Consider the following 26,281-nt stretch of genomic DNA (forward strand, 5'->3'; position numbering starts at 1 on the left):
AGTTTGGGAAGACTACACTCATTTTATAGTCATTTAGTTTATATTTTTATTACTTCGTTAACTCGTCTTGCTGTACCCCAGTACTACCTGCGACTCGTTGCCTAGTACTAAAAATAAACTAAACGGCTATATTTCCGATTTTCAAAAAATATTCCTGAAAACATGAAAACCGCATGCCAGCGGTTTTTCATTTCCAACTTAAAACGAGCACTGGAAGGCTAGCGGTGTGGATTGGCTAACGCAATGCTCTATTTCCAACTTAAAAAGCTACACTGGACAACTTGCAGCGCGGATTGGCTGACGCAACAACTTAAAAAGGTCCACTGGACATCTGCAATGAGGATTTGCTAACGCAAATCTCTATTTCCAACTTAAAAAGGTCCACTGGACCTTTTTAACCACCTAGATATGCTTTTTTGACTTCTTCTGAAGCGAGGAGTTCTTTTCCTGTTCCTGAGAGGACGATTTTACCTGTTTCAAGGACGTAACCTCGATCCGCGATCGCAAGAGCCTTGTTGGCATTTTGTTCAATCAGGAGAACGGTTGTTCCTTGCTTTTGAATATCTTGAATAATATCGAAAATTTCTTGAATGAAGATAGGTGCCAAGCCCATAGATGGTTCATCAAGGAGCAACAATTTGGGCTGGCTCATGAGCGCACGCCCCATAGCAAGCATCTGTTGCTCACCGCCTGAAAGGGTTGCTGCATCTTGATTTTTACGCTCTTCCAAACGCGGGAAACGGGCAAAAATCTTTTTCAAATTCATCTGATTTTCTTCACGGTTATTGCGTAAGAATGCCCCCATCTCCAAGTTTTCCATAACGGTCAAACCTGCAAAGACATGGCGCCCTTCTGGTACTTGAGACAAACCGTCTGCTACAATTTTCCGGGCAGGGACACGTTGAATTTCATTTCCTAAGAAACTAATCTTTCCAGAAGACGGTCTTACCAAGCCTGAAATCGTCCGCAGAATAGAGGTTTTTCCTGCACCGTTGGCACCAATCAGGGTGACCACTTCTCCCTCATTGACTTCAAAGGATACATGTTTCACCGCTTCGATAACACCATAATGGACGGATAAGTCTTCTACTTTTAACATTGACATTAGGCATCACCTCCAAGATACGCTTCAATAACGCGTTTGTTGGTCTTGATTTCTTCCGGTGTCCCATGTGCGATGAGGCGACCGTATTCCAAGACGTAGATCCGCTCGGTTACTTCCATAACCAAACTCATATCGTGCTCGATCAACATGATCGTACTATTAAATTCCTCTTTGATTTTTCGGATCAATTGGGTCAATTCAGCCGTTTCTTGCGGGTTCATACCAGCAGCTGGCTCATCAAGAAAGAGAATCTTTGGCTCTGTTGCTAAGGCACGGACAATTTCCAAACGGCGCTGTTGACCGTAGGGAAGATTTTTAGCCAGAGTATCTGCGTCCTTTTCTAAATCAAAGATTTTCAAGAGCTTCATGGCTTTTTCACGCAGAGCATCTTCATTCTTGTAGAAGGCTGGCAATCGGAAAAAACTGGCAAAGACATGCTGCTTTCCATGGTTACTCAAGCCGATCAAAACATTTTCCAAAACGGTCATATCTTTAAACAAACGAATATTTTGGAAAGTACGCCCCAAGCCTAGAGAGGCAATGTGAGATGGGCTTTTCCCGTTCAAGGGAGTTCCTGCTAGGGTAATCGTTCCCTCGCTTGGCTCATAGACACCTGTCAAAAGATTGAAGAGGGTTGTCTTTCCCGCACCATTTGGTCCGATCAAACCGACCAATTCGCCCTCGTGCAACTCCATGGTCACATCACCAACGGCAGTCAGACCACCAAAATGTTTGGTTAATTTTTTTACATCAAGAAGTGCCATTAGTTCATGTCCTCCTTCTTCTTAAAGAATCGAGCAAAGGATAGCTCCTTGGTTCCTAAAAGGCCACCTGGACGGAAAATCATAAGCAGGATAAGAGCAAGTGAGTAGATAATCATGCTGACACTGGCATAGCTCTTGAGGTAGACATTTAACATCCCAAGAACAATCGCTGCCACAAAGGTTCCCGTAATAGATCCTAGACCACCCAAGACAATGATAATGAGGATATTGACAGAGGTCATAAAGGCAAAGTCTTTTGGCACAATGGTACCCACATATCCTGCATGAAGTCCACCGGCGATAGCTGCTGTCATGGCACCAAAGACGAAGGCAATCACTTTCATTTTGGTTGGATTTACTCCCACAGACTCTGCTGCAATTTCGTCTTCACGGACAGAAATCACCATCCGTCCCATCGGACTGCGGAGGAAATTGACAGTGAAAATCGTTGTAATTACTACAAAAACATAGACCAATTGCCAGTTAGTAAAGAGGGGGATACCCATAATACCTGCTGCACCGTTGGTGAATGTGCCACCGTTAATGATGAAGATACGGATAATCTCCGCCACACCGAGTGTCGCAATCGCTAGATAATCTCCTTTTAAACGTAGGGTTGGAAGACCGACTAGGAGGGCGACCGCACCGGCAAGGAGCATTCCAACGAGGAGTGAAATCGCAAATCCAGCATAGCTTGGCATCATTTTCCCAAGTATACCGACAGAATAGGCACCGATCGCCATAAAACCTGCATGACCGAGTGAAAATTGACCTGAAAAACCGACAATCAAGTTGAGACCGACAGCCATGATAATGTTAATACCGATTTGCTGAACAATCTGGATATAGTAGAAATTCAAGATACCAGCTGCAACGAGTCCTTGAAGCAGACCAAAGCCTGCCAATAAGACCAAGAGCCAGATTGCATTTACTTTTAGATTTCTTGCCATGACTACACCTTCTCTTTCACATTTTTACCGAGAATACCACTTGGTCTTACCAATAGAATGATAATCAGGACAATATAGACAATCGCATCACGGAAAGGATCAACCTCAACCACATAGGTGAAGGTTTCAATAACCCCGATAACAAAACCACCGAGCGCAGCACCGGGAATAATCCCAATTCCGCCCAAAACTGCTGCAACAAAGGCTTTAAGTCCCGGAGTCATTCCCATAAGTGGTTCGATTTGATTGTAATACAAGCCCAGTAAGACACCTGCTGCACCCGCCAAGGCTGATCCAAGGGCAAAGGTGAAGCTGATGGTACGATTCACATTGATTCCCATGAGTTGAGCGGCATCACTATCAACAGATACGGCACGCATGGCTTTCCCCATTTTAGTCTTCTTAACGATCAGCTGCAAAGCAACCATCAGAAAGAGAGAAACACCTAGGATAATCAATTGAATACTGTCAACTGTCACAGGACCAAAAGTAAATTTTGCTACATCTAAGACTTGAGGAAAGGGTTTTACATCTGCCGTAAAGAAATACACCATAGTGTACTCAAGAAAGAAAGAGACACCGATCGCCGTAATCAAGGCTGCGATCCGGGTTGAATTTCGTAGAGGGCGATAGGCCAAAAATTCAATGACAACCCCTAAAATCGCTGTCCCAATCATGGTTAATATCAAGGTCACAAAGAGGCGAAGACCACCGTCTGAAATAAAGGTTAATCGATTTAAAAAATAGTATCCCATAAAGGCTCCCATCATGTAGAGATCCCCGTGGGCAAAGTTAATCAGTTTGATGATTCCGTAAACCATTGTATAACCTAAGGCCAACAAGGCATAAACGGAACCCAAAATCAAACCATTGACGAGCTGTTGAAGCATGCATTCACCAAACTTTCTAAAAAATTTCGTTAAGCTATTTCCGAATACTTAACGAAAATCAAAACTAGACGAACTTCCACTATCTGAAAGATAGCAGAAATAGCTGATAACTAGACAAGTGATGGATAAAAAAGTGTAACTTTTCTCAACTGTTTCTTCCTCATTTCAAGGGAGCAGGCTGAAAACCTCTACTGGAGCTTTTCAGTCTATTTCTCAAGGGGAGGTATAGCTGTAATTAGCTAAAAGGATACAGTTTTCGCACAGAATTTAGGGTCTGTTCAATGACATCAAGACGCTTGACAGGCTATCCTTTTGATTTTCAAAGAGTATCCTACTAGAAAAAGGCTAGTTTTTGAATGTCTATACACGGCAACGGAGTCTGGGACAAAGGTCCTAGACTCCTTGTATTTATCCGTATCGTTGTCGGGCTAACAAATCATTATTTAGCCGTTTCTGTAAGAGATACTGTATCAACTGTATCCGCCTTACCGTCTTTCAAGCTAACCACATAAACTGATTTAACAACATTGTGGTCTTTGTCGATCGACATCTTACCAGTCACACCGTCAAAGTCTTTCAAAGCTGCCAAGTTGTCTTTCACTTCTGTCGAGTTTTTAGAACCTTTTGCAGCTTCTGCCGCCATGTAAACGGAGTCATAGGCAAGCGCTGAAAACATGGATGGCGCTTCGCCATATTCTTTTGTATAAGCCTCGTGGAAGGCTTTGGCACGCTCACTAGCGGATGGAACGAAAGCAGATAGGTAGTAAACCTTGTTTGCTGCTGAAGCTGTCGCAAGTTCTGCAAACAACGGCGAGTCAAAACCATCTGAACCAAGGATTGGCTTGTCAATTCCTAGACCACGCGCTTGTTTGACGATTGTTCCTGTTTCATTGTAGTAACCTGGCATGATGATGGCATCAAAGTCAAGTCCCTTTAATTTTGTAAGGGCTGCTTGGAAATCTTTATCTCCTGACGCAAAGGTAATGGTTGAAACAATTTCACCCTTGTAGGCCTTTTGGAAAGATTCAGCAACACCCTTACCGTAGTCTGACGAGTTGTCATAATACAGCACGACTTTCTTGGCACTTAGGTTTTTAGTGGCATAGTCTGCCATGATTTCACCTTGGTAGCCATCTGTAAAGGTTGCACGGAAGAAGAAATCTTGGACTTTCCCCTCGCTATTGACCACAAGGTCTGTTTGCGTTCCTGACGGGCTGATCATTGGCACGCCTGTTGAGGTAGCACTTGCGATAGAGGCACCTGACGCACCTGATGTCGCAGGGCCGATAATGATATTTGCCCCCTCACTTGCAAGGCTGGTTGCGATTGTCGCTGCTTCAGCTGTCTCTGATTTATTATCTTTTGCAATGACTTCAATCTTCTTGCCATCAACACCACCTGCAGCATTGATTTCTTTTACCGCAAGGTCTGCGCCATTTTTCTCCGTCTGACCATAGGATGAAACGGCACCTGACAATTCCAAATTATAACCAATCTTGATGGTCTCGCCTACTTCTGTACCAGTAGCAGAGGGATTTGTGCTTGATACATTTCCACAAGCCACAAGAAGCATTGCAGAAGCAAAGCTAACCAATGCTACTTTGAATGTATTTGTTTTCATAAAAACTCCTTAAAACTTTCTTAATCTTTGCACTGTATCTAATATACTGAATTATCAGAAAATTGTCAACAAAAAAAGAAAAATAATTTACGGACTATTTTTCTTCTTCCTGACGCCATAAACTCCCAACAAAATCGGTGCCCAGTTCCTTTAAATAAGAAGGAACAACCTTTTTTACAAACTTTTCTTTTTTTAAACTTGCCATTAAGGCAGCCACATTTTCCTGATTGACATACAACAACAAATAGCGCAAACGGCGAGAATGGTAAATGATGTCCCCGTATTGATTTAATTTTCTCGCATCGCGATTGTAATGCAGATAAACCGTCAGACTAAGCCGTTCTTGTTTTTCAAATACCATGCTCTTCCTCTTTCATTTCTTCTTTTTCCATTATATCAGAAAACAAGGCATTGATACAGAAAAAACTCGGACAGAAGAATGCCACTATTTCCCACTGATAGTCTACAAATAAACAAGATACAAAGCCCGTTAAAAACTCAAAGCGCACTTCTTCATGTATTATAGCCGTTTAGTTTATTTTTAGTACTACCTGCGACTTTTAACGAAAACTTCGTTTTCTTTATTTCCCGCCTCCCAGTCTCTCCCCAGACTGTTTTGACGAAAATTTCGTTTTCTTTATTTCCGACCTCCCCCAGTCTCTCCCCAGACTGGGGGAGCTAATACTAAAAGTAAACTAAACAACTATAACAGGCACTTGACTGTTGATACCATATCCGTAAGCAGGCATAGCCTGCAACAGTTACGGCAAACTAGGAAATCTGACGCAGAACCTTTGAGAGACTTTGCTCCGCAAACTTCTATTTCTACCCTCAACAGGCTATCTCTAAACTGTTCGACACGAGTTTCACTCGTTCTATTTCCAACCTTCAACAGTCTATTCCTAGACTGTTGAAGCCAACAAAGCCTCCCCCTAGGCAGTCATATCTGTGACACGGGCACGAATTGGAACAGCTATGGCAAAATAGTCGTTTTATCGATAGTCACTTCCTCCGCGCGAAAAGGCTGAAAGCTCCTGCTCTCAACCTTTCTTTATCCTTACAATCGGAAACCAAGACCAATCACCTCAAGAGACTGTCTACTGATTCCTATTTTACTTTTCTATTTCAGCTGGTTGTTTTCCATGATTTGATCAATAAAGCCATAATCAAGGGTTTCTTTGGCACTCATCCAGTAATCACGTTCAGCATCTTTATGGATTTGTTTGACACTTTTTCCTGAATTGTCAGCGAGGATTTTTTCAAGGGTGTTACGGGTTTTAAGTAGGTGTTCAGCCGCAATCGCCATATCGGTTTGTTGCGTACCACCACCAGTACCGCCCATTGGTTGGTGAATCATGTATTCTGCATGTGGCAACATGAAGCGTTTGCCCTTAGCACCACTTGAAGCGATAATGGTTCCCATGCTGGCTGCCATTCCCATGACGATGGTTTGGACATCTGCCTTGATAAAATTCATGGTGTCTACAATAGCCAGACCTGCTGAAACAGAACCTCCGGGAGTATTGACATAGAGATAAATATCCTTGGTTGGGTCTTGGGCATCAAGGAAGAGCAATTGGGCAATCACTGAATTTGCCATATTGTCCTCAACTGGACCTGTCAACATGATAATACGATCTTTTAAGAGACGTGAGTAAATATCATACGAGCGCTCCCCACGGCTGGTTTGTTCAATAACTACAGGAATCATAGCATTCTCCTTTTCGATTTTGAAATTATTATACTCAAATAGTCAAAAAAGGTCAAATAAAAAACTTAGGGGAAATAGAAATCGAATGAGCAGCTGTCTCTTATAGCCGTTTAGTTTATTTTTAGTACTAGCTCCAACAGTCTGGGGAGAGACTGTTGGAGCTAGTACTAAAAGTGAACTGAACAACTATCACTCGCCTTGCTGAGTAAAAAGCTCCTGTGGAGGTTTTTAGCCTGTTCCCTTAAAACAAGATAGAACGAGTGGAACTCGTGTCGAACAGTCTAGGACTAGCCTGTTGAAGGTTGGAGATAGAACAAGCGAAGCTCGTGTCAAACGCCCTCGTATCTTAGAATTGAACTCGGGCTACAACTCACTGACAAAGCGCAGTCAAAAGGTTGAGTAAATCCAGATAACATCACAGTAGGCATCTGATTGTAGCTATCACTACAATCTAGTTGCCTTTGTGGGGGTCTCACTACGAAGCGAACCGCTTCTGTTCGGCCGCCTATTTTATCTAGGAGTTGCTTCAACAGTCTATGAATAGACTGTTGAAGGTTGGAGATAGAACGAGCGAAGCTCGTGTCAAACGCTCTCGTATCTTAGAATTGAACTCGAGCTACAACTCACTGACAAAAAGATCAAACTCATTGATTGCAAGACAATCTGCTTCGTTTGCCTATTTTGTCTAGGAGTTGCTTAACGCTCTCGTATCTTATTTTGTACCGAAGAGGCGGTCGCCCGCATCTCCCAATCCGGGAACGATATAGCCTTTTTCATTTAACTTTTCGTCCAAGGCTGCTGTAAAGATGTCCACATCTGGATGAGCTGCTTGAAGGGCTTTGACACCTTCTGGCGCTGCAACAAGGCAGACGAATTTGATGTTAGTTGCCCCGCGTTTTTTAAGCGAATCAATCGCCAAGATAGCGGATCCTCCTGTTGCCAGCATTGGGTCTACCACAAAAATCTGGCGTTGGTCAATGTCTTCTGGTAACTTGACCAGATATTCAACTGGTTGTAAGGTTTCTTCATCCCGATACATACCGATATGACCAACCTTGGCTGCTGGTACAAGACTTAATAGACCATCTACCATCCCAATTCCAGCACGCAGGATTGGCACAATCGCTAGCTTTTTCCCAGCGATTTGTTTTTGAACAGTCTTGGTAATAGGGGTCTCGATTTCCACATCTTCTAAGGGTAAGTCACGTAGCACTTCGTATCCCATCAGCATCGCAATTTCATCAACCAACTCACGGAAAGCCTTGGTAGGCGTATCCGTACGGCGCAAGATAGACAATTTATGCTGGATAAGTGGATGTGCAATAACTTGGAATTTCTCCATGATGTAACCTCTTCTATTTGTTTTTTCCATTCTACCAAAAAACGACAAAAAAAGCTTGCCAAAATGGCAGGCTTTTGCGATTTTTCAAAACGAAGCCTCGAAGAGCAGCTTCTAGGCTACTCATCCAATTGTTTCTGCTGGTGGGCACGCGATAAGCGCATCATTTCCGTATACAATTCTGTCAACGGTGCACGCAAACTTGTATCTTTGAGATAGCTACCTACCTTTTCAATCACCTGTGCTTCGCGACCGCTATCCAGAACCGGTAGACCGTGTTCTTTTTTTATTGCAACAACTTCCAAGGCAGTCTGCATCCGCTCCTCAAATAGACGCGCGATTTCTCTGTCAATCTGGTCAATTTTTTCTCTTTGTTTTGATAACATCTTTGATCCCTCCTATAATATTAAATTATCAGTACTTCTACGGCATCCTTTTCTAGCTCACAAGCTCCAAGAACTTTCGACAGTCTATTCCGAGAAAAAATAGGCAATGAAGTAGATTGTCTTACAAGCAATCAGATGGATCCCTACAAGGAACTACACTTGTCAGCAACTAAATGGCAACAGTTTCGCCTATTTTTCCGAGGTTTTAGGCTGAACTCAATTTATCAGCTTTTTGGGAAGATAAACTAAATGACTATATTGACTGGCAGAGGGGCGAGAACCTAGGGCGTCCAACAGATGGAAATCCGAGAGACGCTTCTCCCTCAATGGGTAAGGAAAGCAGAAAAAGAAATTCGTTCGTAGAAAAATCTATGGTAAGACAAGTACCCCAAGCGGGTAGAAAATAGCAATAGCTGATAGGATACTCCATAGCAGCATCCAACAACCAAATAGAAAGGTGTCACGACTATTGGTCCAGTCTGAACCAATTGAAATCGCAACGTAGGGCATGGCTGGTGCTGTCACAAAAGCAAGTGAAGCCATATAACCGATCGCACAACAGATGACCGCAATATTGGCTGTGAATTGTGTCCCAGCCGATTGGTAGAGGGTCAATGCCATGGTCGTCACGACCGACACCGTCACCAGATTAGAGGTGAAGTTGGTCTGAACCCCTGCCCAGACTACGAAGAAGACCACCATGAAGATCGGACTAAGCCCTACTACAACTGGTGATAACTGCTCATTCAAGAGAGCGACCACGCCTACTTTTTCATTCGATAGAACCGTTCCCAATGCCAGAGTTGATCCGACTAAGAGCATGCTTGGCCAATGCACTCCTTTGGAAAGTGCTTCTGAAATGTTTAGTAAGGGCTTGCCCTCCACATTCAATAAGGCAAGGACAGCCGTCATCAAGAGTGGCGGAAACATAATTCCAGCCTCTTTAAAGAAAGTAGCAAAGGCAGGGAGAGCTCCGACTAAAATCTCAGGAACCAGCCACATGGCTACCATTCCTAAAAAGAGCCCGACGATCCATTTTTCTCGCTTATCAACTGGCTCTAAAGCGGTCAAACTATCCAATTCTTTCATCTGAATATCCTTGGTATCAATCTTAAACAAGAAGCGCACAGAAAAAAGCAAGACAAGAAAAAGGGCTAGTCCTGCTGGCACAGCAAATTGCATGTACTGCAAGTTGCTGATAGCTACCTTGGACATGGCAGTATATAAGCCCATAGCCGTGATGGCAAAGACGTGGTTAATCGGTGTGATGGCTGTCCCGATTGCAATGGTGATAAACATGGCAATCAACAGGTGCGACGCCGATTGATCACCTTTTTTCCAGCCGAATTGCAGGCATATTTCTTCAAATAGAGGGAGCAAAAACATGAAAATTACGGTCGGTGAAATCGCGCTGCTCAATAGGAGAACCACTCCCAAGAAAGCCGTGATAAAACGTGACGGTCGGCTCATGGCAAAACGGCTATGAACCACTTTTGACGTCACTCGTTTTAAAAATGAAGTTTGATTCAGGGCATAGGTCATAACAAAGGTAAAGAGCAAGAAGACAAAGGTCGTATTTCCAAAAGACCACTGGGAAACCTGACCATAGGTCATCTCGGGAATCAAACCTAGGCTCACCAAGGTCAGCAAGCTCGGCCAATCCGTTGCCACAAATAACCATAAAATCAAACTGCCAACCAAGGTTGCAAGAGCAGCGAAAGTCTGGCTAGAAAGACCAAACAAATGCCAGCCAAACAAGGTATGGAGATAGGCAAGGATCAGAACTCCCAATCCTAAACACCTTGCTATCCCCTGCTTTTTCCATTGCATATTCATCTCTCCTTCTCTAAAACGAAGCCTGCCCGAAGGCCATTGCAATCCGCTCGCAGGCTTCCCTCACAGTCTCAAACGGTGTTGCCACATTCAAACGAGCATGGCACCTACCTTCTTTACCAAAGGTCAAACCGTCATTTAAGACCACGCGCGCTTTTTCACGCAGTATTTCCTGAACCTCCTCGTGGCTAAGCCCATAGGCTGAAAAATCAAGCCATACAAGATAGGTAGCTTCTGGCTTCATCACCTCAATCGCAGTATGCTTCCCTAGATAGTCCACAACATAGTCAATATTCCGCTCTAGCACAGATTTCAACTCCTCTAACCAAGGCTTTCCATGGGAAAATGCAGCCTCGGTTGCCAGCAGACCGACCGTTGAAATTTCATAGTGATTATTAGCCAACTGCTGTCTCGTAAACCGCTTGCGCAAGTTCTTATTTTCAATAATTGCAAAACTATTTTTAGTTCCTGCAATATTAAAGGTCTTAGTAGCTGACGACAAGATGATGGTGAAATCCTTAAACGCTGGCGCCACCGTATTAAAACTATGATGCCTGTGTCCAAACAAGGTCAAATCCTGATGAATCTCATCCGATACCAACAAGACTTCGTGCTTCTGGCAGAGACGACCAATTGCGACCAATTCATCCCTACTCCACACACGACCACCAGGATTGTGCGGGTTACAGAGGATATATAACTTTACATCCTGCTCCACCAAGTCCTTTTCCAACTGCTCAAGATCCAACTCAAAGCGACCATTGTTCTTGACTAAGGAATTGGTGACCAAGGTTCGGTGATTGAGCTTGACAGTGCGGGCAAAGGGCGGATAAACGGGCGTGTTGATGAGGATTACATCTCCTACTTCAGTCAGCGCTTGAACTGCGATCGAAAGGGCAGGTACAACGCCCTCAATCAAGACAAGGGCCTCTCGCTCAACAGCATAGTGATGCTCTGATTTTTCCCAGTTGATAATGCTTTTGTAAAGGGCATCACTAGCATAGGTATAGCCAAAAACATACTCGTCAGCATAACGCCTCACTGCATCACGTAGCTCTTGAAAGGGAAGAAAATCCATATCCGCTACCCACATTTGCAGTAAATCTGGATCCTCCTCACTCTTCCTCCATTTTTCTGAATCTTGTGCCAAACGATTCGGCCGTGTTGTAAAATCAAATCTTCCCATGTTCCTCCTCCAATGCCTGCCTTAAATCCGCAATCAAATCATCCGCATCTTCGATTCCAATCGATAAGCGCAACAAGTCGTCGGTCAAGCCGTAGGAATGGCGCACTTCTGCAGGGATATCCGCATGGGTTTGGGTAGCAGGATAGGTGATCAAGCTCTCTACACCACCGAGACTTTCTGCAAAGGTAAAGACCTTTAATTGGTTTAAAATACTTGGAATTCTGGTCTCATCAAGCAGCTTGACAGACACCATGCCACCTTTTCCAGTATAGTAGACATCACGTACTGCCCCTGATTGGCGCAAAAAGTCCGCCACTTGCTGGGCATTTTTTGTCGAGCGTTCCATGCGTAGAGCCAGTGTTTTCAACCCCCGCATCAACAGGTAGGCATCAAATGGTGATAGGGTTGGTCCTGTCGTATTTTGATCATAAAAGAGCTTCTCATACAAGTCCTTGTCATTGGTCATCAAGGCACCCGCTAAGACATCATTATGGCCAGATAAATACTTGGTTGCAGAATGCAGCACGACATCAGCTCCCAAAGGGAGCGGATTTTGATAAATCGGACTGTAAAAGGTGTTGTCCACAATGAGCTTAGCTCCATGCGCGTGAGCTACTGTAGCTACTTTTTCAATATCAAACTCTACCATCAAGGGGTTGGTCGGTGTTTCAATAAAGACATAGTCGGTAGCCGCTGTAATCTGGGCGAGCAGGTTCTCCTCTGAATGAGCATAGCGAAATTGAAAACGTCCGTTTGCTTCCTGCTCATTGAACCAACGAAAACTACCGCCATACAAATCGCGTGCAGCGACAATCTGACTACCGACTGGAAAACTGCTAAAGAGCAAGACCAAGGCTGCCATACCAGAACTTGTCACCAAGGCATAATCAGCCTTTTCAATCGCTGCCAAGGTCTTTTCCAAATTCAGACGCGTTGGATTTTTAGTCCGTGTATAATCAAAGCCTGTCGATTGACCAAATTCTGGGTGCTGATAGGTCGTTGATAAATGAATAGGCGACACTAGGGCTCCTGTCCTGTCATCCGAGTTAATCCCAGCGTGTGCTAACAAGGTATCTATTTTATAATCGGTCATCTCACCCTCCTATTCAAGTCTTATAACTATTGTAGCATTTATTGTCGGAATTTTCATAAAAATATACAAAAATGCCATAGTTTTTTCTAAAAAAACGGTATAGTTTTTAGCTATATCCTCTTCTTGCCTTTTATAGGCGTTTAGTTTATTTTTAGTACTAGCTCCAACAGTCTGGGGAGAGACTGTTGGAGGTCGGAAATAAAGAAAACGAAGTTTTCATCAAAACAGTCTGGGGAGAGACTGTTGGAGGTCGGAAATAAAGAAAACGAAGTTTTCATCAAAACAGTCTGGGGAGAGACTGTTGGAGGTCGGAAATAAAGAAAACGAAGTTTTCATCAAAACAGTCTGGGGAGAGACTGTTGGAGGTCGGAAATAAAGAAAACGAAGTTTTCATCAAAACAGTCTGGGGAGAGACTGTTGGAGGTCGGAAATAAAGAAAACGAAGTTTTCATCAAAACAGTCTGGGGAGAGACTGTTGGAGGTCGGAAATAAAGAAAACGAAGTTTTCATCAAAACAGTCTGGGGAGAGACTGTTGGAGGTCGGAAATAAAGAAAACGACGTTTGCGTCAAAACAGTCTAGGGAGAGACTGTTGGAGGTCGGAAATGAAGAAAACGAAGTTTTCGTCAAAACAGTCTGGGGAGAGACTGTTGGAGGTCGGAAATAAAGAAAACGACGTTTGCGTCAAAACAGTCTAGGGAGAGACTGTTGGAGGTCGGAAATGAAGAAAACGAAGTTTTCGTCAAAACAGTCTGGGGAGAGACTGTTGGAGGTCGGAAATAAAGAAAACGACGTTTGCGTCAAAACAGTCTAGGGAGAGACTGTTGGAGGTCGGAAATGAAGAAAACGAAGTTTTCGTCAAAACAGTCTGGGGAGAGACTGTTGGAGGTCGGAAATAAAGAAAACGACGTTTGCGTCAAAACAGTCTAGGGAGAGACTGTTGGAGGTCGGAAATGAAGAAAACGAAGTTTTCGTCAAAACAGTCTGGGGAGAGACTGTTGGAGGTCGGAAATGAAGAAAACGAAGTTTTCGTTAAAAGTCGCAGGTAGTTGTCTAATTGATAACTAGACAAGCGATAGATAAGAAAAATGTAACTTTTCTCAATAGTACAACTCAAGATACGAGGACGTCAAAAAAGCGACCGAAAATTAGGAAACATGACGAAGAGATTAGAGAGAGTTTGCTTCGCAAACTTCTATTTCTCGCCTCCAAAGGTATCCCATACCTTTGGAGCTAGGAATGTTTATCCCTAAAGGGAGCCACAGCTGACACGAGTTGCACTCGTTCTATCTCCAACCTTCAACAGTCTATCCCCAGACTGTTGAAGCAACTAAAGTTGCAACAGTTGCGTCTCTTTTTTCCGAGCTTTTAGTCCGAGTTCAATTTCAAGATACAAAGCCCGTAAAAAACTCAAAGCGCACTTCTTCATGTAATAACAGTAACTTCCCTGACTGTTAATACCATATCTGTAAAGCAGGCATAGCCTGCAACAGCTACGGCAAACTAGGAAATCTGACGAGTGAAAAGCTCCAGTGGAGGTTTTCAGCCTATTTCCTAAAGAACCATCATCAGCTGAAGCTGAAACAGTTATGTCTCTTTTTCGCACAGAGTTTAGGGCGTGTTCAATTCTAAGATACAAAGGGCATAAAAAGCGACTGAAAATTAGGAAACATGACGTAGAGATTGGAGAGAGTTTGCTTCGCAAACTTCTATTTCCCGCCTCCAAAGGTATCCCATACCTTTAGAGCTAGGAGTATTTATCTTTTTGTCAGTGAGTTGTAGCTCAAGTTCAATTATACAAGATACAAGGGCGTTTGACACGAGTTACACTCGTTTTATTTCCAACCTTCAACCGTCTATCCCTAGACTGTTGAAGCGAGCAAAGCAAAAATAGGAGTTTTGACGAGTGAAAAGCTCCAGTGGAGGTTTTCAGCCTATTTCCTAAAGAACCATCATCAACTAAAACTGAAACAGGTATCGCTCTTTTTTGCACAGCTCGTAGCCCGAGTTCAATTATACAAGACGAGTTAACGAAGTAATAAAAATATAAACTAAATGACTATACACTCTTTAAGCTAATCCTCTCATAAGCTACTCATTCCCAAAATCTTGACTTGGTTATCCACAATTACTTCCTTAACAATCGATTGTTTGGCTTCGCAATCCTTTCGCCATTGCTGGGACGAAAAAGAAACATCAAAAACAGACTCTTGATAGGTGTAGCGTTGATGTAAGATGATACACCAAAACCCTTGGACATCTTGCACCATTAACCACGAGTTCTGTTTCAAGATATTTATAGGCTAGTAGTTTCTCTGGTAGACAGAAAGCCTATCCTCCTCTACATAGGATGTCACACTTTTTAGTTGTAAGTCCTATTAAAAATAGAAAGTTGCATTGTTTCTCAAGTCTGACTTGTCAATCTTGGCTAATCAGTTTACAATAGAGATATGATTCAATTAGACACTGTATTAAGTATTTTAAAACATGACCATAATTTCCGCGAGATCCTGCATAATGGGGGTTATCATTATAGCTGGCACAAGGAGGAAGTCTTTAACCAGATCAGCTACGATAGCCGCAAGGTCGATCGTGAAACCCTCTTTTTCGTCAAGGGGGCGCAGTTCAAGCCTGCCTTTCTCGAGGCTGCCATTGCGACTGGTCTTCGTTTTTATGTCGCTGAAAAAGACTATGAAGTGGGGATTCCAGCTATTATCGTCAACGATATCAAGCAAGCCATGAGCCTGATTGCCATGGAGTTCTACGGTCATCCGCAAAACAAGTTGAAACTACTGGCCTTGACCGGTACTAAGGGGAAGACGACTGCTGCCTATTTTGCCTACTCCATTCTCCAGCAGAGTTACAAGCCTGCCATGCTGTCCACTATGAACACTACTTTAGATGGGCAAACCTTTTTCAAGTCTACCCTGACCACACCAGAGAGCATTGACTTATTTGCCATGATGGCAGAGGCTGTCGCAAACGGTCGTACTCACCTGATTATGGAAGTATCTAGCCAGGCCTATCTGGTCAAGCGGGTCTACGGTCTAACCTTTGATGTTGGTGTCTTCCTCAATATCAGCCCTGACCATATCGGTCCAATTGAGCACCCTAGCTTTGAAGATTACTTTTACCATAAGCGCCTTTTAATGGAACATAGCAGAGCTGTCATCCTCAATAGTGGTATGGATCATTTTCAGCTTGTGAAAAATCAGGTTGCAATGATGCCACATGACATCTACGGTTCACATTCTGATAACTCTATCCTCCATTCTCAAGCCTTTCACTTTGAAGCAGGCGGGCTACTCGCAGGGCACTATGATATCCAGTTGATCGGGCTTTTCAACCAAGAAAACGCCATTGCGGCTGGACTAGCCTGCCTACGTTTGGGAGCAAGTTTAGCAGACATTCAGGCTGGTATTGCTACAACGAGCGTTCCCGGACGTATGGAAGTCCTCACCCAGACAAACGGAGCAAAGGTCTTTGTTGACTATGCCCATAACGGTGATAGCGTTGGAAAGTTGATTGATGTTGTCCTCGCTCATCAAACAGGGCGAAGCATTCTCATCCTCGGGGCAACGGGAAATAAAGGGGAGAGCCGCCGCAAGGATTTTGGACTCCTCCTCAACCGCTACCCTGACCTCCATGTCATTCTGACTGCAGACGACCCAAACCGCGAAGATCCCGTATCAATTGCAGAAGAAATCCAGTCCTATATGGAACGACCAAGCCAGATTATCGCGGATCGCGAAACAGCTATTAAGACAGCCCTTTCTATGACCAAGACTGCTCAAGATGCCGTCATCATCGCAGGAAAAGGCGCTGACCAGTACCAAATCATCAACGACACTAAGATCCCCTATGCAGGTGACCTGACTATTGCCAAACGCTACTTATAGGATACAAAGGGTGTTTGACACGAGTTGCACTCGTTTTATCTCCAACCTTCCACAGTCTATTCCCAGACTGTTTGATACGAGCACAGCTCGTTTTATCTCCCACCTTCCACAGTCTATTCCTAGACTGTTTGATACGAGCACAGCTCGTTTTATCTCCCACCTTCCACAGTCTATTCCTAGACTGTTTGATACGAGCACAGCTCGTTTTATCTCCCACCTTCCACAGTCTATTCCTAGACTGTTTGATACGAGCACAGCTCGTTTTATCTCCCACCTTCCACAGTCTATTCCTAGACTGTGGAAGCGAGCAAAGCAAAAATAGGAGTTTTGACGCAGAGTTTAGAGAGAGTTTGCTTTGCAAACTTCTATTTATCACCTCAAGAGGTATCCCGTACCTCTTGAGCTAGGAAAAACTATCCCTAAAGGGAGCCACAGCTAGTAGCCCGTGTTCAATTATAAGATACAAAGGGCGTTTGACACGAGTTTCACTCGGTCTATCAACTAGCATCATAAACTAAAAAGCGAACAAGAATACATTCTGAATCACAGAAAATACAACTTGTTCGCTTTTTCTATATGAGGTTTGATTTTTGGCGATTATGACTTTTGTCCCGGGATTATTCCGCCTAATCCAAATACTGCTTTAAGATTTCCTTTTCTTGATTGGTCAATGTCCGATAGCTCCCAGCTGACAGTTCCTCTTCTAAAACAAAGGCAGCAAAAGAAATCCGCTTGAGATAGGTCACTTTGACCCCGTAAGCCAGAAACCTCTTCTTGACCTGATGAAATTTCCCTTCCGCAATCTGAAGCCGTGCGCGACTAGCTGTCCGCTCTGCCGATAAAATTTCTAGCCTAGCAGGCTGGCAGACCCTGCCATCTAAAAATCGGACTCCCTCGCGAAAAAAGGCAACCGCATCAAGAGCGAGCATGCCGTTGACCTCCACATAGTAGACCTTATCTACATGATACTGAGGATGTAGCATCCGAAAGCCTAGCGGACCATTATTGGTAATCAGCAACAGCCCCTCTGTATCCCTATCCAAACGTCCGATAGGATAAAGACCTGAGCGTCGATCCTTTTCGGCAATCAGGTCGATTACCGTCTGGTGCTGGGCATCTGATACCGCAGATACGACACCTGCTGGTTTATTGAGCAAATAGTAGACCGGAGATTCCAGCTCCACCCGTTTGCCTCTAACTTCAATCACCTGTAAACCAGGATCTACAATCTGATTGCCAGCCCTTGCCAGTCTTCCATCCACCGTTACCTGTTGAGCTTTGAGCAATTTCTTAACCTGATTTCGCGAGCCCAAGCCCGCCTTTTCCAAACACTTATCTAAACGCATACCCTTATTGTACCACATGGAGAAAATAACCGTTCATACTCGTCAAAAATTAAAATCTGACACCATTCATTCACCTTGCTGAGTAAAAAGCTCCAGTGGAGGTTTTTAGCCTGTTCCCTTAAAACAAGAAAGAACGAGTGTAACTCGTGTCAAGTGTCCCCCCTTTTTTGGGGGGACATAACTGTTTCAGCTTTAGCCAGTTCCAGATTTTGATTTTGATTTTTATAGAGTATCAGATAGAAGCCGAAAAAGACTGAACAAGTGTCCAGCCTTTCTTTCGATTACTCATTTTCTAAACGCCCAGCAGCCTCTTCATCCACGATTACATAGACGTTGGGATGATTTTGCAAGACACTTGCTGGTACATCTTCTGTCACTGGACCTTGAACCATTTGATAGACAGCTTCAGCTTTATTAGCACCATAAGCCATCAAGACTACAGTCTTAGCAGACATGATAGAGGCAATTCCCATGGAAATCGCTTGTGTTGGCACATCTTCTTCCTTTTCAAAGAAACGACTATTGGCTTCAATGGTCGACGGTGTCAGATCAACCACGCGCGTTAAACCGTCAAACGGTGATCCTGGCTCGTTGAAGCCGATATGACCATTGCGACCAATTCCTAAAATTTGGAAATCAACTGGATTCTCTGCCAGCAAGGCATTGTAGCGCTCCACTTCTGCATCCAAGTCCTCTGCCAAACCATTTGGCAAATAGGATACCTTGAAAGGTTTCTTAGCAAATAAGTGCTCATTCATGAAGTAGATATACGACTGATCGCTTTCACTACCAAGACCCACATACTCGTCCAAGTTGACCGATACGAGGTCTGAAAAATCAAGGTCGCTAGCGACCACTTGCTCGTAAAATGCAATCGGAGTTGAACCTGTCGCAAGCCCCAAGACTCTCGCCCCTGTTTTCAACTCTTCTTGTAGTAATTCAAAGGCAGCAACCCCACCTTCGATCTGATCTTTGACACGAATTACTTTCATGCGGATCTCCTTTTCCTTGTTTTATTTTGGTATATACCACTTTGTCTTTATTATATTGTATAGACCAATTTTTGTCAAGACCTAACTACTGATTTATGGTATAATAAATGGAAATATTCTAAGAGGAACTAGAGCCTATGACCCTTTTATTGTTTATCCTTTTTATCGTCGGAATTCTCCTCACTATCCTTGCCTACTTGATGAAAGAAAGGACTTGGTTCTGGCTTCCTTTATTTGTATTCGGAAGCCTACTCGTTGCCCTTCCCCTACTCGTATTAATTTATTTCTTAACCCTATTTTCAATCAACTAAGGAGACTTATGAACACTGCTGATTTTGATTTTCATTTACCCGAACACCTGATTGCCCAAGTACCACTTGAGCAACGTGATGCTTCACGCCTGTTAATATTGGATCGCAAGACAGAGACCCTAACGGACGGTCATTTCGATCAGATTATTGATGAATTAGAAGCCGGCGATGCCCTTGTGATGAACAATACCCGCGTCCTACCAGCCCGCCTCTACGGTGAAAAGCCTGAAACCGGTGGCCATGTAGAATTACTCCTGCTCAAAAACACCCAAGGCGATCAATGGGAGGTTCTTGCCAAGCCAGCAAAACGCCTCAAAATAGGCAGTAAGATTTCTTTCGGAGACGGGCGCTTATCAGCTACCATTGTCCAAGAATTAGAGCACGGTGGTCGTATCGTAGAATTTTCCTACGAGGGGATTTTCCTCGAAGTCTTGGAAAGCCTTGGAGAAATGCCACTGCCACCCTATATTCACGAAAAATTAGAGGACCGCGAGCGTTACCAGACCGTCTATGCTAAAGAAAATGGCTCCGCTGCCGCACCGACAGCAGGACTTCATTTTACCCAAGAATTGCTGGAAAGGATCGAAGCCAAAGGTGTCAAGCTCGTCTACCTGACCCTCCATGTCGGACTGGGCACCTTCCGTCCTGTATCTACCAGCAATCTGGACGAGCATGAAATGCACTCGGAATTTTATAGCTTGTCAGAAGAAGCTGCAGCAACCCTCCGAGAAGTCAAGGCTGCTGGTCACCGTATTATCGCAGTTGGGACCACCTCTATCCGCACCTTGGAAACGATTGGTAATAAATTCAAGGGAGATATTCAAGCAGATTCTGGCTGGACCAATATCTTTATCAAACCAGGCTACCAATTCAAGGTGATCGACGCCTTTTCAACTAATTTCCATCTACCAAAATCTACCTTGGTCATGCTGGTATCCGCCTTTGCAGGACGCGAATTTGTCCTTGAAGCCTACCAACATGCCATTGAAAGCGACTACCGCTTCTTTAGCTTTGGTGACGCCATGTTTATTAAATAGATCTATCCGATATAAAATTAACACCAGTACCTAATCTTATATGTAAAACGAGATGCTTTCTCCTTGGAATAGACAAAAAATAAACTTTAAATAAAGGAATCTCCCACGCAGTCCTTGCGAGGGAGATTTGCTTTATAGAAAACTACCTACTAAAGTAGCTATTCAATAAAAATGAAAAAACAATAATTGAACTCGAGCTACAACTCACTGACAAAGCGCAGTCAAAAGGTTGAGTAAATCCAGATAACATCACAGTAGGCATCTGATTGTCGCCAGCACGCCAATCTAGTTGCCTTTGTGGGGGTCTCACTACGAAGCGAACCGCTTCTGTTCGGCCACCTATTTTGTCTAGGAGTTGCTCCCACAGTCTAGGGATAGACTGTGGGAGGTGGGAGATAAATCGAGTGTCCTCGTGTCAAAAGCTCTCGTATCTTAGAATTGAACTCGAGCTACAACTCACTGACAAAAAGATAAATACTCCTAGAAGCAAAAGCTTCTTCGTCGTATTTCCTATTTTGTCTAGGAGTTGCTCCCATAGTCTAGGGATAGACTGTGGGAGGTGGGAGATAAATCGAGTGTCCTCGTGTCAAAAGCTCTCGTATCTTAGAATTGAACTCGAGCTACAACTCACTGACAAAAAGATAAATACTCCTAGAAGCAAAAGCTTCTTCGTCGTATTTCCTATTTTGTCTAGGAGTTGCTTAACGCTCTCGTATCTTATTCATACTGTCGCAACTGTTCTGACAACAGAGCTAGTCCCTTTTTCAGTGTTGAGGTTCGAGTACAGTAGCCTAAGCGGGCATAGCCTGGACGGTCAAAGCGATTGCCCGGCACCAATAAGACCCCTTTTTCCTTTAATAATCGTAAACAAAAGGCTTCTGTATCTTCTGGAATCTCCAATTTAATAAAAGAAACAGGAACAGCGCTTGGATAGACCACGGAGACACGCGGCTCTTTTTCTACCCACTCTTTGACCACACTCAAATTTTCAGCTACAATCGCTCGATTTCGCTCTAGAACTACCTCCTTGTGCTGCAAGACATAGGTCGCAAGGGCATCATCTATTACTCCAGCACAAATCATTGTATAATCACGATATTTCCGAAACAGATTGGACAGTTCATCATTTGCGACCACCCAACCAACCCTCACGCCAGCAACCGAGTAGGTCTTTGACATGCTATTAACCGAGATACCTTTTTCATATAAATCCACCATGGCTGGCACATCAAAACGTCCATCCAAGGGCTTATACACTTCATCTGATAGGATGTAAGCCCCAACTTCTCGAGCAATCGCCACTAGCTCCTCCAAGAAAGAACGCTCCATCACAGCTCCTGTTGGATTATTGGCATTGTTGATACAAATCATCTTCGTGTTAGGACGAATTAAAGAGCGCAAGTCATCTAAGGAAGGCAACCAGGCTGCCTCCTCCTGAATTTGCCAAAAAGAAACATCTGCTCCCAAGGAACGTGGAATATCGTACAACTGCTGGTAACTAGGATAGAGTGAAATAACATGATCACCTTCCTCAATCAAGGCATAGAGAGCCAAATGATTGGCTCCCGTTGCCCCATTGGTCTGGAGAATCTGACTGGTTTCTACATGCTGGTAAAGTTTGCGCACTTCCTCCTTGAAAGCAGGTGATCCCTCAATCCAACCATAGTTCATTTTCTTTTTCCACAAGTCCTCTAGGAAAGCTGGCTGGGAAGTCCCGCCCAGTGCTAGCACTTCTGCCAAGGTCAGCGAATCAATCGAACTTCCGGCAATATCATAGACTGCCTGCGTCTCCCATTCATTCAACCACTCTTCTACACCAAACGCTGCAATCTCCATAGCTTTCTCCTCTCATACCTATCCTTGTCACATTAGTTTATCATATTTATACAACAAAATGAATAAAAAAAGAAAAATAATACTCATCAAAAATCAAATTCCTAGGAAATCTTTAAGCTATCCCCCCTCATCAGGTGTTTATGAGAAAACTAAAAATGGTGAACTTATTTGACAAACCAGGGAGTATAAGACAAGGCAACAAAAAAGCCGTAGCTATAAGCAGTTAAAACTGACATAGCTACGGCTTTTTTCATAAGATTGAAAATAAGAAACGAGAAAAATCAATGAACTATTTTTACTTAGCCGCTTGATACAATTCGTTTACTTTATTCCAGTTGATAATTTCAAAGAATGCTTTGATATAGTTTGGACGAACATTGCGGTAGTTCAAGTAGTAAGCATGCTCCCACACATCTAGTGCCAAGATTGGTGTCAAACCATTCATGATTGGCGTATCTTGATTAGCAGTGGATAGGACTTCTAGCTTGCCTTCTTTATTAACAACCAAGAAAGCCCAACCTGAACCGAAACGAGTTGTCGCTGCCGTTGTAAATGCTGCTTGGAAGTCTTCAAAGGAACCAAATGTCGCTGCAATATCTGCTGCCAATGCTGCTGGAACTTCTGTTTTTTCTGGTGACAATAATTCCCAGAACAAAGCATGGTTCAAGTGACCGCCACCATTGTTAATCAATGCTTGGCGAATATCTGCTGGGATTTGTTCTACATCTGATAGCAAGGCTACCAAGTCTTCACCAATTTCTGGGTGTTTTTCAAGCGCCGCATTTGCATTAGCAACATAAGTTGCATGGTGCTTGTCATGGTGCAAGGTCATGGTTTCTGCATCAATGTGTGGCTCAAGGGCATCGTAAGCGTATGGTAAATCTGGTAAAATAATTGCCATATTCGGCCTCCTTTAATCTTCTATACTCCTCATTTTACCGCAATTTGAGAGCCTTTTCAATTTTTTTGTCTGAAATTATGCGCTAGCAATTTTTAATAGTGCAATATCAAAGAGGTAATCCTTGTCAAACTGCCCCTGCTTAATCTGATAATCTGTTTCAATCAGGACTTGTACTACTTTTTTAATAAAGGGAAGCGACAAAGAACGTGAATCCCTTAAGGCGAATTTGACTTGAAAAGGATTGATTTTCCGCCCTATAATGTCCGATAATTCAGCGACCATCTGTTGCTCGCTCAACCCCTCCTTATGCAGTATCTGAACCTGTAAGAAGAGGCGGAATTGATTGAGCAGAATCGCAATTAGCTTAATCTCACCTTCTCCCTGCAAACGTAAGTCACGTACTAGATTTCGAGCCTGATCAATCTTCCCTTTTAAGAGAAGCTGGCTCATATCAAAGAGATTATCCTGAAGGGTTTTCGGAATAGCCTGTTCAATATCGTCTAAGTGAATCTGACTACTCCCCTTATAAGACTGCAGGAAAGCAAGATTTTTATGGATTTCAGCAAAATCAAAATTGGATTTGATCAACAGATGATCCATAACAGTGTTGTCCATTATCAAACCAATTTTCCCGATTTCCTGCTTGAAAAATTGGCGAAGTTCCGCCTCTTTGAGACTATTTGCCTCTAAGACCAGACCGTCCCGTTTCAAAAGCTTGACCAGACGACGCTTACTATCGAGCTTGCCTCCAGCAATGATCAGTAGCTTGGTCGTTGCAACTGGTTGGCTCAAATAATCCTCAAATTTTTTCAGCTCCTCATCGGTCAAATAACGTTTTTTAGCGGTTGTCACATCTGCAAAATAGTCCAAGATAACAATTTTTTCATCCGAGAAAAAGGGGAGAGATACCAGATCTAGCTCCACCTGAGCATAGTCTGTCTCTGACATATCAAAATATGCATAGCTCAAGTCACTGGTATGAAAACCAATTTGTTTCAGAAGGGCTTCCTTAGCTACTTGAAACTGTCCAACATCTTCTCCAGCCAGAACCGTTAGTAGGCCCAAATTCTCTTTCTTTAATTTCTGAATCTCATCAATAATGGTCATACTTCCCTCGCATTTCTCCTTCCATTATATCAAAAAAGAGTGTGGGGGACAAAATCGGTCACTTGCAAGAGTTGGAACTTTTAATTGATAGAAAATCTTTTCCACCCCCTCTTGTTACAGTTTGACGTCATTGAGAGCCAATTCTAAAACAGGAGAAGCAAGAGGAGAATGTAATTGGGCTCTATAAAAATCAAAATCTGGAACTGGCTAAAGCTGAAACAGTTATGTCCCAAAGGGGACCACACTTGACACGAGTTCCACTCGTTTCATTTCCAACCTTCAACAGGCTATTCCTAGACTGTCCGACACGAGTTCCACTCGTTCTATCTTGTTTTAAGGGAACGGGCTAAAAACCTCCACTGGATCTTTTTACTCAGCAAGGCGAGTTAACGACGTCAGATTTTGATTTTTGACGAGTATAAACACTCCTTTTTCAATGAGAATATAGCATCAGAGGTTCTTCATCTTCATTTCTGCTTCCATTTTCAAACGCTGAACCTTCATTGTTGCAGTCCGTGGAATATCCTCATAGGCCATTAAGATTGGTTCCTTGAGTAAGGGAAGATCCGCCACTTGATGCCACCAGGCATCCCAGTCCATGTCCGCACCTTCTGCAAGGGCAATAATCGGTTGCGGAGCACCATTTGCATCACGAATGATCACAACCTCTGCTAGGAAATCCAAGTGATCCAGCAAGAAATCTTCCAAAGCGAGGTTACTATCAATTGATTCAATCACATCAACCTGACGGTCTTTCAAGAGCAGGGTACCCTCCATCGTCATACAGCCATAGTCACCACTGTCCCACCAGTCTCCGTAAACATTTTCTTGGAAGCGAGCGTCCTCCTTGTAATAGGTGACTGCACGACCGCGCGACAGGAGTTGAATATGACCATTTTGACCAGCTGGCAGAGGATGACCATTTTCATCTGTAATCCGCGCCTTGGTGTAGCCTTTCAGTCCGATTCCCATATCTCGACCATTTGTCTGCCCAAGTGTTTCCAGACGATGATAACGCAAAATCATCGGTCCACATTCGCTCTGGCCATATACCTGCATAAAGACAGGGATATTTTTCTTAGAAGCCTCTAGAAAAGTACGTAGGGTTCCTATATTGATAGCATCAAAGGTGGAATGATAGTAACGGATACTTGAAAAGACAGACGGATTTTTCTTAGCGAGTTGCGCCCATTGTACAAAATTATTAGGATGGGTTTCAAGTGCCATTGGCTTATAGCGCTCCAAACTCTCCGCGACATCTTGAGCCTTAGCTGACGACAAGGGAAGCAAGGGGAAGCCAAGTCCAATGGCAGAAGAAACTCCAATATTATAGCGTGAGTGAACAGGGGAAATATGGAATGCCAATAACTGACGCTCATTCATCTTTTCAAAAATTGTCTGTTGCCAAGCAACCCGCCAGCCCATTGTCTGCGCTGTGTGACAAATCAACTTGGGAATCCCTGTCGTTCCAGAGGTGTGGGTCATATATTGGATCATCTCTTCAGGAAGCAGGTTCTCTGCGACAGGATTAGCAGGAAATGTCAGCAAGTCTGTGACCGCAAGTGTCGTCACTAAGTCCTTGCGCTCCATCGCTGCAACCCGCTCTACTGTCTCCTCGTCAAAAACGATAAAGGACCGCTCCAACCGTTCTGCAAAGACATCCAGAGTACTGGCTGGCAAGTGATAGGACGGCATCACTGGAACGGCACCCAAGGCTGTTGCAGCCACTGCCAGCAAGTAGGTATCAAATGCAGGGCTTTTATAAAACATGACCTTATCGCCATAGGAAATCCCTAAAGCCGCCAGCTGATAGGCTCTTTGTTGGATGGCAGCAAAAACTTGGGCATAGGTATTTTCAAGTCCTAATTCAGGAAACGACTGATAAGGCTTGTCAAAGACAATAGCAACTTCTGGAAACCGCTCTGCTGCCTCCTTAAATTGACGGTATAAATTTAATGGTTGATAGGAAATCATC

Annotated in this window: 21 protein-coding genes; 2 read left to right on the top strand and 19 right to left on the bottom strand. The window is 43.6% G+C overall.

Annotated elements, in window-relative coordinates:
• Window positions 1-394: 394 nt before the first annotated feature.
• The 13 genes from BU200_RS03530 to BU200_RS03590 all read right to left on the bottom strand — a co-directional run bounded on the left by BU200_RS03530 (window position 395) and on the right by BU200_RS03590 (window position 15,147).
• Window positions 395-1,105 (bottom strand): ABC transporter ATP-binding protein, encoded by a 711-nt coding sequence (locus BU200_RS03530; protein WP_075098852.1) that lies wholly within the window; start codon window positions 1,103-1,105, stop codon window positions 395-397.
• Window positions 1,105-1,869 carry an ABC transporter ATP-binding protein gene (locus BU200_RS03535; RefSeq protein ID WP_075098853.1) on the bottom strand — a complete coding sequence of 255 codons (765 nt, stop codon included), beginning with the start codon at window positions 1,867-1,869 and terminating at the stop codon, window positions 1,105-1,107. The genes BU200_RS03530 and BU200_RS03535 overlap by 1 nt, the downstream gene beginning before the upstream one ends.
• Window positions 1,869-2,819 (bottom strand): branched-chain amino acid ABC transporter permease, encoded by a 951-nt coding sequence (locus BU200_RS03540; RefSeq protein ID WP_075098854.1) that lies wholly within the window; start codon window positions 2,817-2,819, stop codon window positions 1,869-1,871. The genes BU200_RS03535 and BU200_RS03540 overlap by 1 nt, the downstream gene beginning before the upstream one ends.
• 2 nt (window positions 2,820-2,821) lie before the next feature.
• A complete protein-coding gene (locus tag BU200_RS03545) occupies window positions 2,822-3,709 on the bottom strand; it encodes a branched-chain amino acid ABC transporter permease (RefSeq protein ID WP_075098855.1) in 888 nt (295 codons plus the stop codon).
• A 439-nt stretch (window positions 3,710-4,148) separates the two neighbouring features.
• Window positions 4,149-5,330, bottom strand: coding sequence for an ABC transporter substrate-binding protein (locus BU200_RS03550; protein ID WP_075098856.1), 1,182 nt, complete (start codon window positions 5,328-5,330; stop codon window positions 4,149-4,151).
• A gap of 94 nt (window positions 5,331-5,424) precedes the next feature.
• Window positions 5,425-5,691: a DUF2129 domain-containing protein gene (locus BU200_RS03555; RefSeq protein ID WP_075098857.1), complete on the bottom strand. Its 267-nt coding sequence runs from the start codon at window positions 5,689-5,691 to the stop codon at window positions 5,425-5,427.
• A gap of 759 nt (window positions 5,692-6,450) precedes the next feature.
• On the bottom strand, window positions 6,451-7,059 hold the full coding sequence (locus BU200_RS03560; RefSeq protein WP_075098858.1) for an ATP-dependent Clp protease proteolytic subunit: 609 nt from the start codon (window positions 7,057-7,059) through the stop codon (window positions 6,451-6,453).
• A 694-nt stretch (window positions 7,060-7,753) separates the two neighbouring features.
• Window positions 7,754-8,383, bottom strand: a complete 630-nt coding sequence (gene upp, locus BU200_RS03565) for a uracil phosphoribosyltransferase (RefSeq protein ID WP_075098859.1) — start codon at window positions 8,381-8,383, stop codon at window positions 7,754-7,756.
• 116 nt (window positions 8,384-8,499) lie between these two features.
• Entirely contained in the window at window positions 8,500-8,766 is a 267-nt protein-coding gene (locus tag BU200_RS03570; protein WP_075098860.1) for a chorismate mutase, read from the bottom strand.
• A gap of 369 nt (window positions 8,767-9,135) precedes the next feature.
• A complete protein-coding gene (locus tag BU200_RS03575; protein ID WP_244912646.1) occupies window positions 9,136-10,596 on the bottom strand; it encodes an SLC13 family permease in 1,461 nt (486 codons plus the stop codon).
• A gap of 16 nt (window positions 10,597-10,612) precedes the next feature.
• Window positions 10,613-11,785 (bottom strand): MalY/PatB family protein, encoded by a 1,173-nt coding sequence (locus BU200_RS03580; RefSeq protein ID WP_075098862.1) that lies wholly within the window; start codon window positions 11,783-11,785, stop codon window positions 10,613-10,615.
• Window positions 11,772-12,878: a cystathionine gamma-synthase gene (locus BU200_RS03585; protein ID WP_075098863.1), complete on the bottom strand. Its 1,107-nt coding sequence runs from the start codon at window positions 12,876-12,878 to the stop codon at window positions 11,772-11,774. The genes BU200_RS03580 and BU200_RS03585 overlap by 14 nt, the downstream gene beginning before the upstream one ends.
• Before the next feature lie 2,083 nt (window positions 12,879-14,961).
• Window positions 14,962-15,147 (bottom strand): hypothetical protein, encoded by a 186-nt coding sequence (locus BU200_RS03590; protein WP_075098864.1) that lies wholly within the window; start codon window positions 15,145-15,147, stop codon window positions 14,962-14,964.
• Between the two features lie 180 nt (window positions 15,148-15,327).
• On the opposite strand from BU200_RS03590, the gene BU200_RS03595 reads away from it, so the two are divergent.
• Window positions 15,328-16,776 carry a UDP-N-acetylmuramoyl-L-alanyl-D-glutamate--L-lysine ligase gene (locus tag BU200_RS03595; RefSeq protein ID WP_075098865.1) on the top strand — a complete coding sequence of 483 codons (1,449 nt, stop codon included), beginning with the start codon at window positions 15,328-15,330 and terminating at the stop codon, window positions 16,774-16,776.
• Between the two features lie 626 nt (window positions 16,777-17,402).
• Here BU200_RS03595 and BU200_RS03600 read toward each other — a convergent pair.
• Entirely contained in the window at window positions 17,403-18,122 is a 720-nt protein-coding gene (locus BU200_RS03600; RefSeq protein ID WP_075098866.1) for a pseudouridine synthase, read from the bottom strand.
• Window positions 18,123-18,403: 281 nt separating this feature from the next.
• Window positions 18,404-19,114 (bottom strand): glucosamine-6-phosphate deaminase, encoded by a 711-nt coding sequence (locus BU200_RS03605; RefSeq protein WP_075098867.1) that lies wholly within the window; start codon window positions 19,112-19,114, stop codon window positions 18,404-18,406.
• A gap of 319 nt (window positions 19,115-19,433) precedes the next feature.
• On the opposite strand from BU200_RS03605, the gene queA reads away from it, so the two are divergent.
• Entirely contained in the window at window positions 19,434-20,462 is a 1,029-nt protein-coding gene (gene queA / locus BU200_RS03610) for a tRNA preQ1(34) S-adenosylmethionine ribosyltransferase-isomerase QueA (RefSeq protein ID WP_075098868.1), read from the top strand.
• Between the two features lie 717 nt (window positions 20,463-21,179).
• On the opposite strand, the gene BU200_RS03615 is transcribed toward queA, so the two are convergent.
• The 4 genes from BU200_RS03615 to BU200_RS03630 form a co-directional block, all read right to left on the bottom strand.
• On the bottom strand, window positions 21,180-22,298 hold the full coding sequence (locus BU200_RS03615) for an aminotransferase (RefSeq protein ID WP_075098869.1): 1,119 nt from the start codon (window positions 22,296-22,298) through the stop codon (window positions 21,180-21,182).
• A gap of 295 nt (window positions 22,299-22,593) precedes the next feature.
• On the bottom strand, window positions 22,594-23,199 hold the full coding sequence (sodA, locus tag BU200_RS03620; protein ID WP_075098870.1) for a superoxide dismutase SodA: 606 nt from the start codon (window positions 23,197-23,199) through the stop codon (window positions 22,594-22,596).
• 75 nt (window positions 23,200-23,274) lie between these two features.
• On the bottom strand, window positions 23,275-24,306 hold the full coding sequence (gene holA / locus BU200_RS03625) for a DNA polymerase III subunit delta (protein ID WP_075098871.1): 1,032 nt from the start codon (window positions 24,304-24,306) through the stop codon (window positions 23,275-23,277).
• A gap of 450 nt (window positions 24,307-24,756) precedes the next feature.
• A complete protein-coding gene (locus BU200_RS03630; RefSeq protein WP_075098872.1) occupies window positions 24,757-26,280 on the bottom strand; it encodes a class I adenylate-forming enzyme family protein in 1,524 nt (507 codons plus the stop codon).
• Window position 26,281: the final 1 nt, after the last annotated feature.

The sequence above is a fragment of the Streptococcus acidominimus genome (assembly GCF_001921825.1).
GTDB lineage: Bacteria > Bacillota > Bacilli > Lactobacillales > Streptococcaceae > Streptococcus > Streptococcus acidominimus.